At 55.8% G+C, this 17,874-nt stretch carries 20 protein-coding genes; 12 read left to right on the top strand and 8 right to left on the bottom strand.

What is annotated here, in order from left to right; genetic code table 11:
• Positions 1–42: 42 nt before the first annotated feature.
• The 3 genes from ACR0CW_RS19875 to ACR0CW_RS19865 form a co-directional block, all read right to left on the bottom strand.
• Entirely contained in the window at positions 43–744 is a 702-nt protein-coding gene (locus tag ACR0CW_RS19875) for a hypothetical protein (protein ID WP_480789108.1), read from the bottom strand.
• Positions 741–1,745: a fatty acid desaturase gene (locus tag ACR0CW_RS19870; protein WP_480742105.1), complete on the bottom strand. Its 1,005-nt coding sequence runs from the start codon at positions 1,743–1,745 to the stop codon at positions 741–743. Before ACR0CW_RS19870 ends, ACR0CW_RS19875 begins: the two co-directional genes overlap by 4 nt.
• A 178-nt stretch (positions 1,746–1,923) precedes the next feature.
• Entirely contained in the window at positions 1,924–2,811 is an 888-nt protein-coding gene (locus ACR0CW_RS19865) for an AEC family transporter (RefSeq protein ID WP_480789107.1), read from the bottom strand.
• A gap of 218 nt (positions 2,812–3,029) precedes the next feature.
• Between ACR0CW_RS19865 and ACR0CW_RS19860 the strand changes: the two genes are divergently transcribed.
• On the top strand, positions 3,030–3,839 hold the full coding sequence (locus ACR0CW_RS19860; protein WP_155149148.1) for a division plane positioning ATPase MipZ: 810 nt from the start codon (positions 3,030–3,032) through the stop codon (positions 3,837–3,839).
• Here the strand turns inward: ACR0CW_RS19860 and ACR0CW_RS19855 are convergent.
• Positions 3,836–5,071 carry an adenylate/guanylate cyclase domain-containing protein gene (locus ACR0CW_RS19855; RefSeq protein ID WP_155149146.1) on the bottom strand — a complete coding sequence of 412 codons (1,236 nt, stop codon included), beginning with the start codon at positions 5,069–5,071 and terminating at the stop codon, positions 3,836–3,838. The two genes, ACR0CW_RS19860 and ACR0CW_RS19855, sit on opposite strands and share 4 nt — an antisense overlap.
• A 61-nt stretch (positions 5,072–5,132) precedes the next feature.
• Positions 5,133–5,585 (bottom strand): MarR family winged helix-turn-helix transcriptional regulator, encoded by a 453-nt coding sequence (locus ACR0CW_RS19850; protein ID WP_480742108.1) that lies wholly within the window; start codon positions 5,583–5,585, stop codon positions 5,133–5,135.
• A 57-nt stretch (positions 5,586–5,642) separates the two neighbouring features.
• Between ACR0CW_RS19850 and hmgA the strand changes: the two genes are divergently transcribed.
• The 8 genes from hmgA (at position 5,643) to ACR0CW_RS19810 (ending at position 12,923) form a co-directional block, all read left to right on the top strand.
• Positions 5,643–6,998, top strand: a complete 1,356-nt coding sequence (hmgA, locus tag ACR0CW_RS19845) for a homogentisate 1,2-dioxygenase (protein ID WP_480789106.1) — start codon at positions 5,643–5,645, stop codon at positions 6,996–6,998.
• Between the two features lie 9 nt (positions 6,999–7,007).
• The gene (locus ACR0CW_RS19840) at positions 7,008–7,631 is read left to right on the top strand and encodes a LysE family translocator (protein ID WP_480789105.1); all 624 of its coding nucleotides are present in this window, start codon (positions 7,008–7,010) and stop codon (positions 7,629–7,631) included.
• Positions 7,632–7,676: 45 nt separating this feature from the next.
• Positions 7,677–8,933 (top strand): fumarylacetoacetase, encoded by a 1,257-nt coding sequence (fahA, locus tag ACR0CW_RS19835; RefSeq protein WP_480789104.1) that lies wholly within the window; start codon positions 7,677–7,679, stop codon positions 8,931–8,933.
• A 10-nt stretch (positions 8,934–8,943) separates the two neighbouring features.
• Positions 8,944–9,894, top strand: coding sequence for an MBL fold metallo-hydrolase (locus ACR0CW_RS19830; RefSeq protein WP_480789103.1), 951 nt, complete (start codon positions 8,944–8,946; stop codon positions 9,892–9,894).
• 137 nt (positions 9,895–10,031) lie between these two features.
• Complete coding sequence (locus ACR0CW_RS19825) at positions 10,032–11,642, top strand: FAD-dependent oxidoreductase (RefSeq protein ID WP_480789102.1); 1,611 nt, start codon at positions 10,032–10,034, stop codon at positions 11,640–11,642.
• Between the two features lie 5 nt (positions 11,643–11,647).
• Positions 11,648–11,845, top strand: coding sequence for a DUF2783 domain-containing protein (locus tag ACR0CW_RS19820; protein WP_170333979.1), 198 nt, complete (start codon positions 11,648–11,650; stop codon positions 11,843–11,845).
• Positions 11,846–11,855: 10 nt separating this feature from the next.
• Positions 11,856–12,494, top strand: coding sequence for a maleylacetoacetate isomerase (maiA, locus tag ACR0CW_RS19815; RefSeq protein WP_480789101.1), 639 nt, complete (start codon positions 11,856–11,858; stop codon positions 12,492–12,494).
• Between the two features lie 87 nt (positions 12,495–12,581).
• Positions 12,582–12,923, top strand: a complete 342-nt coding sequence (locus tag ACR0CW_RS19810) for a DOPA 4,5-dioxygenase family protein (RefSeq protein ID WP_170333983.1) — start codon at positions 12,582–12,584, stop codon at positions 12,921–12,923.
• Here ACR0CW_RS19810 and ACR0CW_RS19805 read toward each other — a convergent pair.
• A complete protein-coding gene (locus ACR0CW_RS19805; protein WP_480789100.1) occupies positions 12,920–14,551 on the bottom strand; it encodes an acyl-CoA synthetase in 1,632 nt (543 codons plus the stop codon). The genes ACR0CW_RS19810 and ACR0CW_RS19805 overlap by 4 nt on opposite strands.
• 223 nt (positions 14,552–14,774) lie before the next feature.
• Here ACR0CW_RS19805 and ACR0CW_RS19800 point away from each other — a divergent pair, with 223 nt between their 5' ends.
• The 3 genes from ACR0CW_RS19800 to ACR0CW_RS19790 all read left to right on the top strand — a co-directional run bounded on the left by ACR0CW_RS19800 (position 14,775) and on the right by ACR0CW_RS19790 (position 17,184).
• A complete protein-coding gene (locus ACR0CW_RS19800) occupies positions 14,775–16,172 on the top strand; it encodes an aminotransferase family protein (RefSeq protein WP_155149125.1) in 1,398 nt (465 codons plus the stop codon).
• A 162-nt stretch (positions 16,173–16,334) separates the two neighbouring features.
• Positions 16,335–16,796 (top strand): hypothetical protein, encoded by a 462-nt coding sequence (locus ACR0CW_RS19795; RefSeq protein WP_480789099.1) that lies wholly within the window; start codon positions 16,335–16,337, stop codon positions 16,794–16,796.
• A 124-nt stretch (positions 16,797–16,920) separates the two neighbouring features.
• A complete protein-coding gene (locus tag ACR0CW_RS19790) occupies positions 16,921–17,184 on the top strand; it encodes a hypothetical protein (RefSeq protein WP_155149122.1) in 264 nt (87 codons plus the stop codon).
• Positions 17,185–17,292: 108 nt separating this feature from the next.
• Here the strand turns inward: ACR0CW_RS19790 and rplT are convergent, their stop codons facing one another.
• Both rplT and rpmI read right to left on the bottom strand, forming a co-directional pair.
• Positions 17,293–17,658, bottom strand: a complete 366-nt coding sequence (gene rplT / locus ACR0CW_RS19785; RefSeq protein WP_008756009.1) for a 50S ribosomal protein L20 — start codon at positions 17,656–17,658, stop codon at positions 17,293–17,295.
• Positions 17,659–17,672: 14 nt separating this feature from the next.
• Positions 17,673–17,873, bottom strand: coding sequence for a 50S ribosomal protein L35 (gene rpmI, locus ACR0CW_RS19780; RefSeq protein WP_005981143.1), 201 nt, complete (start codon positions 17,871–17,873; stop codon positions 17,673–17,675).
• Position 17,874: the final 1 nt, after the last annotated feature.

Below are 17,874 nucleotides of genomic sequence, written 5' to 3'. Positions count from 1 at the left end.
AACCAACGTCATGCGGTGGTGATCAACTCCGTGGGCTAGGTATCACAAATTCCCAGCACGATTTGGCGTATAAATCAACAACCTGTGATGTAACCTCTGCATCTGCAGGGTGAAAGGTTTGGACAGGCCGCGATCTGCCATGACACCGACCAGCCACTCATACCTCTGCGGCTCGGGCACTGCCAAATTACATCCTTCGCGGATGCGACATACCGGAGGGAAAGTGGTTCGGATGTTTGTTCTGGCCCAAACTGGCTTTCGGTCACAGAAAACCTCCAGATACCCAAAGTCATCGTTGCGCAGCCGGATTCGCATCTCGACCCTGTGCCATACGCCTAGGTCTTTCGCGGCAATACACGTGCGCCCAAACACGGTTACGCCTCGTTTCGCATCAAGCTGCACCGAAGTGATCTTGGTTGAAGGATTCCCGACCCGATAAAGTTGCGATATGTCGACGACCTCCGAAGGCAACACATTGCCCACAACCCGCACGTCAAAACCGAAGAGTCTGATCTGACCAGTCCGCCAATCCTTGCCAGTTCTTAGAGCCGACTGCCTCTCGCCTCGCGTCAGGCGAAATGTAATAACCGGATCAGAGATGACGGGCGATTGATTGGATTCCGGATGTATCGCCTCCGGAGATTTCACCCAATCATAGAGCTCGCTCTGAATTGGATAAACGGGTCCGCTGTCGCCGCACGCCGCGAACAGAAAGGTCATCGCCAAGAGCAGACGCCCCCTCATTCTGCAGCAGTGACACGGCCTCGGCGCTGGTACAGAGGAAAGGGAACCATGCGCCCGTTCTCTTCGTCGTAGAGTTTCCATCGCAGACAGCCGAGGCCTTGCCAGAAACCGATTTTCCGGGAATGCAGCAGCCCCTCAGCCTCAAGCTCAGCGTGAGCAGTGCCGAGCTTGTAGCCTGGAATCTTGGCGTTCAGGTGATGCAGGTCATGATAACCAATATTCATAGTTACCCAATCAAACAGCCTGCCCCAGTCCAGAACCGCGCTGCCCTCAAGAGCCGCTGTTTTGAACGTCAACTCAGGGCGTCTACCCCAGTAGATTTCCTCAAAATTGTGGACAACATAGGGGATCAATGCACCGAAGACGCTTGCCAAATAGAAGGACGCGGCCCAGAACGCTATGCCGCCCCATCCTGAGAGCCACCAGATGAGCACCAAGTAGCCACCAAGCAACAGGTTGTGCAGGATCAGATCACCTACTCCGGTTTTGAACCCGTAGAGGGGCATGCGTCGCAAGACGCCATACAGCACAAACGGACCGATCAGGATCAGCAGGACCGGACTTCGATAGATGCGATACTGAAGTCGTTTCCAGGCAGGGGCGGATTGCCACTCTGTCAGTGTCATAGTGAATATCTCGAATGTATCGCGCCTTTCGAGGTCACTCACATACGTGTGGTGCTGCCCGTGAATATAGCGCGTGGCGCGATAAGGCGTCATCGCGATTGGCGACAACAGTGTACCCACCCGATCGTTCAGATTTCGAGAGGTAAAGAAGGACCTGTGCAGGCAATCGTGCTGGATCATGTAGATCCGCAGTCCCATAGCGGCTGCGACAACCACAGCTGGCACCATAAGCCACCAATTTCCAATACTCGACAACCCGGCTACCATCGCACCGGCATAAAGTGTGAGACTAACTATCAACTCCCACCACGCACGACGGTCATCGGACCGCGCAAAACGGCGTGATGCGGCATAAACTTCACGTTCAAAACTCACTACATTCGTCTCCACGCAACCTGGATACGATCCTGAATTCTAGTCACACGTCAGACTTGCGGTCAAGCTTAGGGAAAATACACATTAATATTTTGTTTATACAAAACAGCTTCCTACCTAACGTTTGGCGGATTGACAGGTCGACTGGAGCAGCACTTCCTCAGGTCTCGCAAAGCCCTCAGATCCAGTAGGATAACGCCAATGGCAGAGTCACAATGGTTGCTATGGTCGATACCAAAATGAACCCGGCCACGTCCGGCCCGTATTCCGGTACATGCTGGTCAATGAACAGATAGGTTGCCACCGAGGATGGCATCAAACAGCACAGGATCAGCGCACCCCGCTCGGCACCCGTAAACCCGAAAATCCAGACCAACGCACTGGCGATCGCGACCGCCATAACCAGATGCAAAGCGGTCAGCAGCATCGCTACACGAAGACCTTTGATCCGCAACGTGGCCAATGTGTGACCCAGTGTCAGAAGCATCAGGGGGATCGACAAGCCACCCAGTATATCAAAGGACTTCAGCACCGGCTGCGGCAGACTGTACCCCGTGGACATAAGGCCCAGCGCGATGATCACGGAATAGATAATCGGGGAGGTGACGAGCTTTTTGGGCGAAAACTCTCCAGCCGGTATCCACATTCCAACAGTGAAAATGCTGATTAACACCACCACAACAAAGGCCATAGTATAGGCCATCCCGGTATCGCCCAGCGCCAGTAACGTAATGGGCAGACCGATATTCCCCACATTACCGTGCATCAACGGCGTCAGAAAGGCGCGAACCGGTAGCCGCAGTATCTTGAGGGTCGCAAACCCCAGTACCCCAAAGGCTGCAATAGCCAGTGCTGCCGCCGCCATCATATCGAGGAAGGTACTGATTTCGAGCTTGGTCGCGGACAGATGCGAGATGATAAGCGTTGGATACCCGACCCTGGATACGATGCCACCCACAACCTTGTTGTCAAATGGTGCCTTAAGCAGGGCCAGGCTATAACCGACTCCTGCGCAAATCAGCACCGGAAGAACCACGTTCAACACGTTCAGAAACAGGTGATCCAACCCCGGCCCTCCCCGCCGAAACCCCAATCCTGACAGTGAATCAGGCCAAGGCCTTTGGCAAGCGTGGGGTGCAAGCCACGATCATTGCGAGATTTTCCAAATTAGAGACTGATATTGCGCCACAGAACCGTCTGGGGTTCTTCCCTTCGGCGCCGCCACAACATATAGTGGCCAACAACAACGTGTAGACAAACACGGCGAGACTTGGGAATACAAGCATGGCACATATCATTGTCGTCGGGAACGAAAAAGGTGGCGCAGGCAAATCGACCGTATCGATGCATGTGGCAACGGCACTTGCCCGGTTAGGCCATAAGGTCAGCACACTGGATCTAGACCTGCGGCAACGCAGCCTTGGACGGTATTTCGAGAACCGCGTCAATTTCCTGAATGGCGCAGAGGCCCCCCTGCCCAGTCCTCGGCATCACGATCTTCCCGAGATTGACGCCAGCACGCTGAAACCGGGCGAGAACATCTATGATCACCGTCTGTCTGCAGCTGTTGCCGAGCTTGAAAGCGACAGTGACTTCATCCTGATAGACTGTCCAGGCTCTCACACTCGCCTCAGCCAGGTAGCACATTCTCTCGCCGATACGCTAATTACACCGCTGAACGACAGCTTCATCGATTTCGACCTTTTGGCCCGGATCGATTCAAAGGGTGAAAAGATTCTTGGCCCTTCGGTCTATTCCGAGATGGTCTGGAACGCGCGCCAGTTGCGGGCACAGGCCGGCCTAAAACCGATTGATTGGGTGGTGGTACGCAACCGTGTCGGTACGCAGCGTATGGTCAACAAGGAAAAGATGCAGCGCGCTATTGAGATGCTCTCGCAGAGGATTGGCTTCCGTGTCGCCTCGGGCTTTTCGGAACGTGTGATTTTCCGTGAGTTGTTCCCCCGCGGGCTTACTCTGCTGGACCTCAAGGATATCGGGGTCAAACAGCTAAACATCTCAAACATCGCTGCGCGGCAGGAACTACGCGACATGATGCGCGAACTGAACCTGCCGGGCGTGGAAGTCGATTTCTAAGCCGCAGGCCGATATATCGTAAACAGCTCTTTGGGCTCAGGTACGCCGCGCAACATATAGCGGCCGACTGAGATCAGGTTTTGCGCACAGGGCTGCGCTGCACGCGCTACATCGTCAGAAATCAGAATGCGCTGCCCAAGCGACCGGTGCATTTCCGCGATGCGAGCGGCTTGATTCACTGTGGGACCGATGACTGTAAAGTCCAATCGGTTCTCAGATCCGATATTCCCATACAGAATCTCACCTGCATGCAAAGCCAGTGTGAAGTTCGCAGTCGGCAACCCTTCTGCTTCGCGTCTCTTGTTCAGATCAGCCATACGCTGCTGCAATACAGCAACCGCGCGCAGGGCTGCGCGGGCGTCAGCATCAATCTCACCCACGTCAAACATGGCCATCAGACCATCACCCATGAACTTGAGAATGCTGCCATCGCATTCGTGCACAACAGACACCGCAACGTCGAGGTAATCATTCAGCATCTTGATGATCTCGTTTCCCGGCATCTCCTCGGAGAGGCTGGTGAACCCTTCAAGATCAAAGTTCCAGATAACCGCATCTATCTGCTGAAGCGAACCGCGCCGTATTTCACCCGAAAGGACGCGCTTACCGGCGTCGCGTCCCAGATAAACGCGCAGCAGATCGCGAGCCAACTTATCATTTTTCGCAGACTTCAGAGCCAGCCCCAGATGCGGCAAAGCCTCGTGTATTAGGGAAATGTCGCGTTCCTGAAATCCATCAGGGGCGTTGCTGGTCCAGGACATCAGAACCCCATCGCCGGTTTTCTGAGTGCCGTTCGCAGGAATGTGTCCGGAAGCTCCATAAGAAACTCCGGTTGCATAGTAGTCAGTCGCGCCGATCTCGCGCAGCTCGTTCAACAATGGATACCGGCTGGGCTCGTTCTGATCCACAAGCCGTTCGCGCAGATCATCCAGATCCTCGTTCAAAATTGCGAATAGAGGGCTGTTGCGCCATACTTCGCTCGGCTCTTCCGTATATTCGAAAGTCGCATACTCACCACCGCGATCCTGGTACCAGCTATAGCCAGTTCCGCCATAGACGGGATGCAGTGTCGATTGTGCCGCATGAAACCTCATCAGAGGGATGCCCATTTCGACCAGCCGATTACAATATCCGTCTAAAAGCTCTTCTTGCTCGGCCCCTTCCAACCCGCGCGTGACCAGCCATTCAATCAGATCATTCGCATTCGCGGCAGGGGTCTCCGTCGTTGTCATTTCTTTTTCCTGTGTCTGTCCCAGTGCTTATCTGGGAACATCACCTCGCGATTACCAGTGGTCACTCCATGCCTGCGAGACGACGTAACATCATTCTCAGCAGTGCAGCCTCGCCATTGGTGAACTTTGCAGTCAGTCTGGCGTCATATTCCTCAGCGAAACTACGCAATTCACGATACACGGTTTGCCCGGCGGGTGTTAGCGTCAAGCGCTCGACTCTGCGGTCCCTCTCATCCCGCTCACGCTTGAGATAACGGCGTTGCTCTAGTTTGTGGACGGCCCGGCTGATCTTGGTTTTATGTGTTTTCGCCTGAAGGCCAATGTCCTTGGCTGTCAGCTCACCATAATTGCCCAGATGGAACAGGACGCGCCATTCGGTGCGCAGTAGTCCGTAGCGATTCTTATAAACGCGCTGAAACTCCAACGCACTCTCTTCAGCGGCCTGATTCAGCAGGAATGGCAGGAAATTCCGCAGATCAAACTCATCTTTTTCGTCATTTTCGTGATGTGTCATGCTTGTTAGTTACAAAATCAACTATTATCCGACAAGCAGTAAACGGAGGAACACACGATGAATCGTCCGACCGACCCGCATCAGATGACCCAAGCCAGCACTCCTGTTGGAACGCACGCCGGATACATGCCCGGCTTTGGCAACGATTTTGAAACCGAAGCTCTGCCCGACGCTTTACCCCAAGGCATGAACAGCCCTCAGAAGTGCAATTATGGCCTGTATGGCGAACAATTGAGTGGCACAGCCTTTACCGCAAATCCGCCGGAGCGGACCTGGTGCTATCGCATCCGCCCATCGGTAAAACATTCACATCGCTACGAAAAAATTGATCTTCCATACTGGAAGTCGGCACCTTGCGTTGATCCGGATGTTATTAGCCTAGGCCAGTATCGCTGGGATGCGATCCCGCATTCTGACGAAGGCCTGAACTGGCTGACGGGCATGCGCACGATGACAACCGCCGGCGATGTGAACACTCAGGTCGGCATGGCGACCCACATCTATCTGGTAACGGAATCGATGGTGGATGATTATTTCTTCTCAGCCGACTCTGAGCTGTTGGTCGTGCCACAGGAAGGTCGCCTGCGCTTTGCTACCGAACTGGGCATCATAGATCTGGAGCCCAAAGAGATCGCCATCATCCCGCGCGGACTGCTGTACCGTGTCGAGGTGTTGGAAGGACCGGCCCGCGGCTTTGTTTGCGAGAACTACGGTCAAAAATTCGAACTGCCCGGTCGTGGGCCGATTGGTGCCAACTGCATGGCCAATCCGCGCGATTTCAAGGCGCCGGTCGCCGCATTTGAGGACCGTGAGGTGCCTTCTACGGTTACGATCAAGTGGTGTGGTCAGTTCCATACGACGAAAATCGGGCACAGCCCTCTGGACGTGGTTGCGTGGCACGGTAATTACGCGCCCTATAAGTATGACCTGCGCACCTATTGCCCGGTCGGTGCGATCCTGTTTGATCACCCGGATCCGTCTATCTTTACCGTCCTGACCGCACCTTCGGGTCAACCTGGCACCGCCAATATCGACTTTGTTCTGTTCCGTGAACGCTGGATGGTGATGGAAGATACATTCCGCCCACCCTGGTATCACAAGAACATTATGTCGGAACTGATGGGCAACATTTACGGGCAGTACGACGCCAAGCCGCAGGGCTTTGTCCCGGGTGGCATGAGCCTGCACAACATGATGATCCCGCATGGACCGGATAAGGAAGCCTTTGAAAAAGCCTCCAATTCCAATCTGGGTCCGGATAAGCTCGACAACACCATGTCGTTCATGTTCGAAACACGCTTCCCGCAGCATCTGACCGCGTTTGCGGCGAACGAAGCGCCATTGCAGGATGATTACATCGATTGCTGGACCGATATCGACAAAAAGTTCGATGGGACCCCTGGAAGGAAGTAGCGCCCCAAAATGACCCTCGATACCTGGATCACCTACGTTGCTACGGTATTGCTGTTGATGAGCACTCCGGGCCCCAGCCAGTTGCTGATGTTGTCAAATTCAGCCGCAAATGGATTGGGACGCGGATTGTTCACGGCAGCGGGCGATTTGACTGCGAATTTACTGCAGATGCTGGCGGCGGGCCTCGGCCTTGCCGCTCTCATCGCCGCATCTGGCACGGCGCTGGCAGTGATTAAGTGGCTGGGCGTAGCGTATCTCGTGTTCCTGGGCCTACGCATGATTTTGAAAGCTGAGAACAAGGCCTCACAAGTGGCCCACCTGAGCAGTCGCAAAGCTCTTTGGCTGCAAGGCTTCATCACCTCAGCGGCAAACCCAAAAGCGGTTGTATTCTTCGCAGCTTTGTTTCCGCTGTTCATAGATGCGCAGCAACCGTTCTGGATGCAGTTTGCGGTTCTTTCTGCAACCTACTTAACAATCGACGGCTTGTTTCTGGTGGCCTACGGCGGCAGTGCAAGCTGGTTAGCCAATCGGCTAACTGGGCCCGCCAGACTGTGGCTGGATCGAATTGGTGGCAGCTTCATGATTGTCGCCGCTCTGTTGCTGGGGTTCAAATCTCTTCGTTCAGCCTCCTAAACACGTTACCGCGGGCTGGTTCCCGCGAAAATAGAAGGACAACATATGTCTTTGATGAAATCCTGGGTGACTTCGGCTAATAACGCAAATCACCCGTTTCCGTTGAACAATCTGCCATACGGTGTTTTCTCGACAGACGGATCGGATCCGCACTGCGGTGTCGCCATCGGTGATATGATCCTGGACGTGACCGCAGCCGAAGATGAAGGTCTGATCGAACTGACTGATGAACCGCTCTTCGACCTGCCCTTCTGGAACCCGTTGATGGAAGAAGGTCCCGCGGTGTGGGCCGCACTGCGTGAGCGTCTGATTGCCCTGCTCGCGGTTGGGGCAGAAGAACAAGATAAGGTAGAGCCCCTGCTGGTCGCCCAAGCAGATGTCGAAATGCATATGCCGTTCGCTGTCAGCGAATACACGGATTTCTATGCCGGTCGGAACCATGCCTTCAACGTTGGAACGATGTTCCGTGGTCCGGAAAATGCGCTGCCTCCGAACTGGCTGCACATCCCGATCGGTTACAACGGTCGCGCCTCGTCGGTCGTCGTTTCAGGCACAGATGTGCGCCGCCCGTGGGGGCAGTTAAAGTCCCCCGATCACGACAAACCTGCATTCCTGCCCTGCCGCCGGTTCGACATCGAACTGGAAATGGGTGCGATTGTCGGCACCCCATCCGAAGGCCCAATTTCGGTACAGGAAGCGGACGATCACATCTTTGGCTATGTCCTGCTCAACGACTGGTCTGCCCGGGACATTCAAGCGTGGGAGTATCAACCGCTGGGCCCGTTCCAGGCCAAGGCCACTGCAACATCGATCAGCCCATGGATAGTGACCAAAGCCGCGCTGGAGCCGTTCCGCTGCGACACGCCCGAGCGCGAGTTCGAACTGCTGGACCATCTGAAAGACTGCGGCCCGATGCTTTACGACATCGACCTTCAAGTCACGATGGCGCCTGAGGGTAAAGCGGAAACCACCATCGCAGAAACCAACTACAAAGAGATGTACTACTCTGCCGCTCAGCAGCTGGCACATCACTCGACATCAGGCTGCCCGATGAACGTTGGCGATTTGCTGGGCTCAGGAACGATCTCGGGCGCAACCAAGCCTGAACGCGGCTCATTGCTGGAGCTTAGCTGGGGCGGAAAGGAACCGCTGACGCTGGACACCGGTGAGACCCGTAATTTCATTGAAGATGGTGACACACTGACCCTGAAAGGTGCTGCCAAAGGGGATGGCTACACCATCGGCTTTGGTGACTGTGTCGGAACCGTCCTACCTGCCCTTGAAAACCCCTACGCACGATAAGGAAACCATCATGGCAAAAGCTTTCGCGTCCCAGGGGGACATGTCGGAAAAGAAAATCTCATTCACCGAAGTCGGTGAAGGCCTGTATGCCTTCACCGCCGAGGGCGATCCGAACTCGGGCGTTATCATCGGCGATGACAGTGTGATGATTGTTGAGGCGCAGGCGACCCCGCGTCTGGCGAACAAGGTTATCGAATGCGTGCGCTCTGTCACCGACAAACCGATCACCCATGTCGCGCTGACCCACTACCACGCGGTCCGTGTACTGGGTGCCAGTGCTTTTGGTGCGCAGCAGATCCTGATGTCGGACATGGCCCGCGCCATGGTCGTAGAACGCGGCAAGGAAGACTGGGACAGCGAATTCCAGCGTTTCCCGCGCCTGTTCGAGGGGCATGAAAGCATCCCGGGTCTGACATGGCCCACCACCACGTTCAGCGACACGATGACCGTCTATCTGGGCAACCGCCGGGTCGATCTGATGCATTTGGGCCGCGCCCACACCGCTGGAGACATTGTCATCCACGTGCCCGATCAGAACGTCATGTTCACCGGTGACATCGTTGAGTATCACTCGGCCTGCTATTGCGGTGACGGTCACTTCAGTGACTGGGGTGACACGCTGGACGAGATCAAATGGTTCGACGTCGATGCCATCGCGCCGGGCCGGGGCGATGCGCTGGTTGGCAAGGACATGGTCAATGCAGCCATCGAAAACACACGCGATTTTGTCGAAAGCACCTATCGCCCGGCGGCGAAAGTAGCGGCACGTGGCGGTTCTCTGAAAGAAGCATGGGATGCGGTGCGGGTCGAATGTGACCCGAAATTTGCTGAATATGCGATTTACGAACACTGCCTGCCATTCAACGTAGCCCGAGCATACGACGAGGCTCGTGGCATCGACACGCCCCGTATCTGGACCGCCCAGCGCGATCTGGAGATGTGGGAAGCTCTGCAGGGGTAAGGAAATGCGGGCGGCTTTGATCCAGATCGTGTCGCCCGACAAGAATCGATGAGACCATTCGTCATGACCTCCGGCAATCCTTTGCCGGAGCACCAGATTTGTGTGCCGTAAGCGCACGAGCATTGGGGGGAGAGCCCATGAACAAGATTTTTGAAGTTCCACTCTACGCCTACACACGCAGCCCGGATCAGGACGTTCCGGCTCCGGTTCGTCACAAGGTTATCGTGATTGGAGCAGGACCGATCGGCCTGGCCGCCGCAATCGATCTGGCCCAGCAAGGTATCGAGGTCGTGGTTCTGGATGACAATGATAAGGTCAGCTTTGGCAGCCGTGCCATTTGCTTTGCCAAGCGCACGCTCGAAATCGCTGATCGGTTAGGGGGCGGCCGCCCGATGGTCGATAAGGGGGTCCAATGGAACGTTGGCAAGGTCTTTTTCGACGAGCGACAGGTCTATGAATTCAACCTGTTGCCCGAGGAAGGGCATGCCAATCCCGCCTTTATCAACCTTCAGCAATACTATTTTGAACAGTTCATGGTGGACCGTGTCCGCGAACTGCAGGAACAAGGCGCGCCCATCGAGATTCGTGGCCGCAACAAGGTCGAGGCGATCGGAACCCATGACGATCACGTCAAGCTGGAGGTCGAGACCCCTGAAGGTTCCTACACTGTCGAGGCAGACTGGCTGATTGCCTGCGACGGTGCAGGATCGCCCACGCGTCGGATGCTGGGTCTCGACTTTGTCGGGCGCGTATTCGAGGACAATTTCCTGATCGCCGATGTGATCATGGATGCCGACTTTCCGACCGAGCGCTGGTTCTGGTTCGATCCGCCCTTCAACAAGGGACAATCTGCGCTGCTACACAAACAGCCCGATGGTGTGTGGCGCATCGACCTGCAACTGGGATGGGATATCGATAAAGAGCGGGAAAAGCGGCCCGAAAACGTGATCCCGCGCCTCAAGGCGATGTTGGGCGAAGATGTCCAATTTGAACTGGAGTGGGTGTCGATCTACACCTTCCAGTGTCGTCGAATGGAGCGGTTCCGCCACAACAGGGTGATCTTTGCGGGCGACAGCGCGCATCAGGTCAGCCCGTTTGGTGCCCGCGGGGCCAATTCCGGAATGCAGGATACTGACAACCTGTGCTGGAAGCTGAAGCTGGTGATTGATGGCAAAGCGCCTGAAACGCTCCTCGACAGCTACGATGTCGAGCGCGTTCATGGCGCGGATGAAAACATCCTCAATTCAACCCGGTCCACCGATTTCATTACGCCGAAATCCCAGATGTCGCGCATCCTGCGGGATGCCGTGCTGGATCTGAGTGAGCATCACGAATTTGCCCGCCCGCTGGTGAATTCGGGTCGTCTGAGCGTTCCCTGCACCTATGACGGATCGCCGCTAAACTCAGCAGATGCACTGGATGGGCCTGCGCGCACCCGACCCGGCTCACCTTGCCCCGATGCGCCACTGGGGAATGAATTCCTGCTGCCGAAGCTGGCTGGTAAATTCACTCTGCTCACAATCGACGCTGACGCCCCGGATGTGATCGAAGAAGACGGTATCGAAGTTTCCCGACTGGCCTTGTCGGTCAAAGACGATCCAACACTGGAACTCAAACGCCGTTACCTTGGTGATGCGACCAGTGCTGTCTACCTGATCCGTCCGGATCAACATGTCGCAGCGCGGCGCGATAATTATGAAGACAACGCATTCCGGCATGCCATCCGCCGGGCCAGCGGTAAGGAGTAAGCGCAATGAGTGACCTGATCCTCACCCCGAACATCGATGACGCTGATGATTTCTACGCCGATCTTCTGGCCGCGCATGAGGGGCTGGAAAAAGCCGACAGCGACGCCCTGAACGCGCGCCTTGTACTGGTTTTGGCCAATCACATCGGCGACCGGTCTGTTCTGACTCAGGCAATCAGAGCTGCCACGCTGGCGGACGAATAAGGAGATTGGGATGAGCGATGTCGTCCTCTATGATTATTGGCGGTCATCGGCCAGCTACCGTGTGCGTATCGCGCTGAATCTGGCAGGCATCGCTTATCGCTCGGTTGTCGTGGACCTCGTCAAAGGCGAACAAAGGGGGGCGGCTCATCTCACGCGCAACCCTCAGGGCTTCGTCCCGGTGCTTGAGATTGATGGTCTGCGCCTGACGCAGTCGCTGGCAATACTTGACTATCTGGATCAGACGCGCGGATTACAACTTCTCCCGGCAGAACCCGGTCCAAGAGCAGGAGTTCAGGCGCTAGCACATGCTATTGCCGTGGATGTTCATCCGGTTTGCAATCTGTCAGTTGCCAAATACGCGACCGCACTCAGTGGTGGTGCCGAGGGTATGCCGGGTGATTGGATGCGTAACTTCATCCGACCCGGTCTTCAGGCGTTTGAGGCCATGCTGGGTGAGTTTGACCAAGCCCCTTATTGCGCAGGTTCGAACCCCGGATTGGCGGACATCTGCCTGATGCCGCAGATCTACAACGCCCGACGCTGGGAGGTGGACCTGTCAGACATGCCGCGCATTCTTGGCGTTGAAGCGGCCTGTACCGAACACCCTGCATTTGCCGCTGCGCATCCCAACGCGAACGCGCCTTCATAATTCGACGCACAGAATCTGTGTGCAAACACGGGTACAATTCATCTCTGGCTGACCCTAATTTCGTCGAAACAGACAAAAGAGGTCACGATGCCAGAGATCACAGGTTATCACGCGCATGTCTATTTCGACGCTGAAACGCAAGACACAGCGCAGCAGGTTTGCGAAGAGGCCGCGCGCCTGTTTCCCGTTCAGTTGGGCAGAATGCATGCACGCAATGTCGGTCCACATCCACGCTGGAGTTGCCAGCTGGGTTTCGCCGCAGATGCATTCGACAAAGTCATTCCCTGGCTCATGCTGAACCGAAAGGGACTAACTGTATTCACCCATCCAGAAACCGGTGAACATCTTGAGGATCACCGGGATCGAGCCATCTGGATGGGCGAGATGCTGGATCTTGACCTTTCGATCTTTGACAGGCTCGACGCCTAGGTCAGCGCGCGCGCCTGATCACGTAGTACAAACTTCTGTATCTTGCCTGTCGAGGTCTTGGGCAGCGCCCCGAACACCACAGTTTTGGGTGCCTTGAAGTGGGCCATGTTGTCCCGGCAAAATGCGATCAACTCGGCATCCGTCACTTCGGCCCCTGGCTTCAGTTCGACAAAGGCGCAGGGCGTTTCACCCCATTTGTCGTCCGGGCGTGCGACGACCGCGGCCTCCATCACTGATGGGTGCTTGTACAGGATACCTTCAACTTCGACGGACGAGATATTCTCGCCCCCTGAAATGATGATGTCCTTCGACCGGTCCTTCAGTGCGATATAGCCATCGGGATGCATCACACCCAGATCGCCCGAAGCAAACCAGCCACCGTTGAACGCCTTGTCAGTGGCATCAGGGTTCTTGAGGTATCCTTTCATCACGATGTTGCCCTGCATGAATATCTCACCCATAGTCTCGCCATCCGCGGGAACAGGTTCCATCGTGTCTGGGTCGGCAACCATCAGACCAGACAAAGCGACGTACTTTACGCCCTGGCGAACCTTCAAAGCTGCGCGATCCTCGGCACCCTTATAGTTCCATTCGTCTTTCCATGCGCAAACGACCGACGGCCCATAGGTTTCGGTCAGACCATAGACATGGGTCACTTCAACTCCCATGCCTTCCATCGCTTCGATCACAGCGGCTGGCGGTGGTGCGCCAGCGGTCATTACCTTGATCTGGTGATCAAAGTCCTTGAGGTGATCAGGCGCATTGGCCAGCATGTTCAGAACAATGGGTGCTCCGCAGAAATGAGTGACACGCTCTTCGCGGAAGGCCTGATAGATCGGCTCGTCCCGTACAGCCCTCAGACAAACCGACACACCTGCATTCGCTGCCATGGTCCATGGAAAACACCAGCCATTGCAGTGGAACATTGGCAGCGTCCACAGGTAAACCGAATGCTGTGGCATGCCCCAGGTCAGTATGTTCGACGTCGCATTCAGTGCTGCACCGCGATGATGGTAAACCACACCCTTGGGATTACCCGTCGTTCCGGACGTATAGTTGAGCGTGATTGCGTCCCACTCATCCTGCGGCAATGACCAATCGAATTCAGGATCACCTTCCGCCAACAACGCTTCGTAGGTCAGGTCCCCAAGCCGCTCGCCCCCGTCAAAACTGGGATCTTCGATATCGATCACCAGCAGATCAGGCCGCTCGACCTGTGTCAGAGCCTCTTTGACCACCGATGAAAACTCAGGATCAACAAAAAGAACCTTTGCCTCAGCGTGGTTCAGAATAAAGGCGATGATTGGGGCATCCAACCGCGTGTTGATCGCGTTCAGGACCGCTCCGGCCATCGGTACACCAAAATGAGCCTCATACATCTCGGGAATATTGGCGGCGATGATCGATACAGTATCGCCCTGCCCGACTCCGCGTGAAATCAGCGCGCTCGCTAGACGGCGGCATCGGTCGTAGGTCTGCGACCATGTATAGCGGCGCGCACCATAAACCACGGATGGGTAGTCCGGATAAACGGCGGCCGTTCGTTCAAGATAGCTAAGCGGTGACAACGGCGTAAAGTTCGCCGGGGTCTTGTCCAGATGGCGCTGATAGATACTGTCGGACGTCATCCGCCATTCCTCCCAAAATCGTCGGATTGGCGTATTGAGCACAAAGCATCTACCAATACAAACCCGTAAAAATACGAACTGGTAGAAATACTGGAGATAACCTATCAGCGAATCTGGCCCTACTTCGCATCGGCCATTCGCGCTGATCTGCAGCATCACGTTAATACGCGCTGACCGGGCTACTTGATTCCCGCACGCTGCCTCACTCTTGAAAGGACATGTCATGGACGGCACGTTCAACGAAAACGATCTTTCCCGTGTGGTCGAAGCCGACCGCGCCCATATCTGGCATCACCTGATACAGCATAAGCCTTTTGAAACCAATGATCCCCGTATCATTGTCGAAGGCAAAGGCATGCGTGTCTGGGACCAGAAAGGCAAAGAGCATCTGGATGCGGTCTCTGGCGGCGTGTGGACTGTAAACGTAGGCTATGGCCGCGAATCCATCTGCAAGGCCGTCTACGACCAACTGATGAAGCTGTGCTACTTCGCGAACACCGCGGGTTCGATCCCCGGTTCGATCTTTGCTGAAAAGCTCATTGACAAAATGCCGGGCATGAGCCGGGTCTATTACACCAACTCGGGCTCTGAGGCGAACGAGAAGGTGTTCAAGATGGTTCGCCAGATCGCGCACAAGCGCTATGGCGGCAAGAAAACAAAGATCCTGTACCGCGACCGCGACTATCACGGCTCGACCCTGGCGACCATGTCGGCAGGTGGTCAGGACGAGCGTACTGCACAGTACGGCCCGTTTGCCCCTGACTTCATTCGCGTTCCGCACTGCATGGAGTACCGCAAGCATGAACTGGGCATGGAAGACCTGTCCGGTGAGGCGTTCGGCAAGGCATCTGCCGATGCAATCGAAGAGGTAATCCTGCGCGAGGGTCCCGAAACCGTTGGCGCGCTGTGCCTCGAGCCAGTGACCGCGGGTGGTGGCGTTATCGAAGCGCCCGAAGGATATTGGGAACGCGTGCAGGAAATCTGCAAGAAGTACGACGTCCTGCTGCACATTGACGAGGTTGTCTGCGGCGTGGGTCGTACCGGCACCTGGTTCGGCTATCAGCAGTACGGCATCAAGCCGGATTTCGTGACCATGGCCAAAGGCGTTGCCTCAGGCTATGCAGCGATCGCTGTGATGGTCACAACCGAAGAAGTCTTTGACATGTTCAAGGACGACGCCTCGGATCCGCTGAACTACTTCCGCGACATCTCGACCTTTGGTGGCTGTACCGCCGGTCCGGCTGCTGCGATTGAGAACATGCGCATCATCGAAGACGAAAACCTGCTGCAGAACTGCACCGACATGGGTGACCGCATGATGGGCAACCTGCAAGCGCTGATGGAAAAGCACAAGGTGATCGGCGACGTACGCGGCAAGGGCCTGTTCCTGGGCGCTGAACTGGTTACCGACCGGGCCACCAAAGATCCTATGGATGAGAAACGCGTTCAGGCGGTTGTGGCGGACTGTATGGCGCAGGGCGTCATCATCGGGGCGACCAACCGCTCGATCCCCAGCCGCAACAACACGCTGTGCTTCTCGCCTGCGCTGATTGCAACCGCAGACGACATCGACCAGATCACTGACGCGGTTGATGGCGCTCTGGGGCGTGTATTCGGCTGACGCACGTACATTACCTCCGCCACCACTCACACCATCAGGCGGAAACCTCGAAACCGGCGCGCCCACCGCGCCGGTTTTTTTGTGTTTGCTCACATGGGTTTGTCAAAAGAACCAACTCGGGTACCCTGCCTCCACCTCATCGCAATGCAGGAGAATTGTCCAATGGTACTAAACTTCATCCGAAGCCTCGCCGCTTTGGTCATTCTTGCGGTCGCCACCCCATCCAACGCCGACGAAGGCAGCGGCTTTCCCCAGATCGTCGGTACCTGGCATGGCACCTATCTGGTCGCCTTCGCCAAATCCAACCCGAACCACGGAAAAGGCCTGCTGAAAACCGAGATGGAGCTGGAGATCACCAAGCTGGATGGCAACCTGATCACCGCCACAAACCGATGGCGTCGGATTGGCGATACCGAGTGGATCGTCGAAGAGGCGATGGGCACGTTTAGTCTGGACGACCCTACCCGCTTTGTTCTGGCAGAAGCGGGGATATCAGGAGATGACGTATCGTCTGGAATTTTCAACGGAGTCTATCTGGATGATGTGATCATGGTGACTTACGCCGGTCCAGGAACGGGCGTGGCTTTTGCGGCGCAACTGGTGAAGAAGGACGGCAAAAACTAAAACTTTGACCGGCTTTGATCAGAAAAACTTTGTTACTCCCGCCAATTACTTGTGACTTCAAGCCACAGATATTGCCTGTGTTTTCTTCGCTCCCAAGTGTGTTTCAAACTGAAGGAACCACTTGATGAACGATGACGAACCACAGCCAGCCAGATACTATGATGAACATAATATCTGGACCCTGGACCCGACGCCCGCGGACAAGCAAGTCTATGAAGCAATCGCCTCGGATGTCGTCAAATTTGTACAGTTGCTGGACGACAACAAGCCTTTGTTGTCACGGGATGTCTATGCCCGTTTCTTTGCTTCACTTCTGAATCTTTCCAGAGTGCTGGGGGAGTACGAAGATGGGTGGAGCCGGGACTATCAGACCTCTGGTCCCCAGTAGCATTAGCCCGCTTCGCTTTTCTCGCCCCAAGAACAGTGCACCAATCGAAATGAAAAGAGCCGCTCCTTTCGGAGCGGCCCTTCATTCACTGTCTCTCTGAATAGAGGATCAGGCAGCCAGAGCGGCCTGAGCTTTGGCGACGATCGCGCCGAACGCTTCCGGTTCGTGCACGGCCAGGTCGGCCAGAACTTTGCGGTCCACTTCGATACCGGCCAGGTTCAGGCCGTTGATGAAGCGGGAATATGTCAGTGCTTCGTCATGCGAACGGACAGCAGCGTTGATACGCTGGATCCACAGCGCGCGGAAGTTGCGCTTGCGGTTCTTACGGTCGCGGGTTGCATACTGGTTGGCCTTGTCGACGGCCTGACGGGCAACCTTGAAGGTGCTCTTGCGGCGGCCATAGTAACCTTTGGCGGCCTTGATGACCTTCTTGTGACGGGCGTGAGTTACGGTTCCACCTTTAACGCGGGACATCTCTTAATCTCCTCTTAGCGGTCGTAGGGCATGTAGCCCTTGACGATCTTGGCGTCGGGGGCGGACAGGGTGGTGGTGCCACGGGCGTCGCGGATGAACTTCTTGGTCCGCTTGATCATGCCGTGCCGTTTACCGGCCTGGCCTGCCATGACCTTACCGGTCGCAGTCACCTTGAAGCGCTTCTTGGCGCTCGACTTTGTCTTCATCTTAGGCATT

It is taken from the genome of Ruegeria sp. CH6, assembly GCF_056537005.1.
This window is presented reverse-complemented; position numbering and strand designations above follow the sequence as displayed.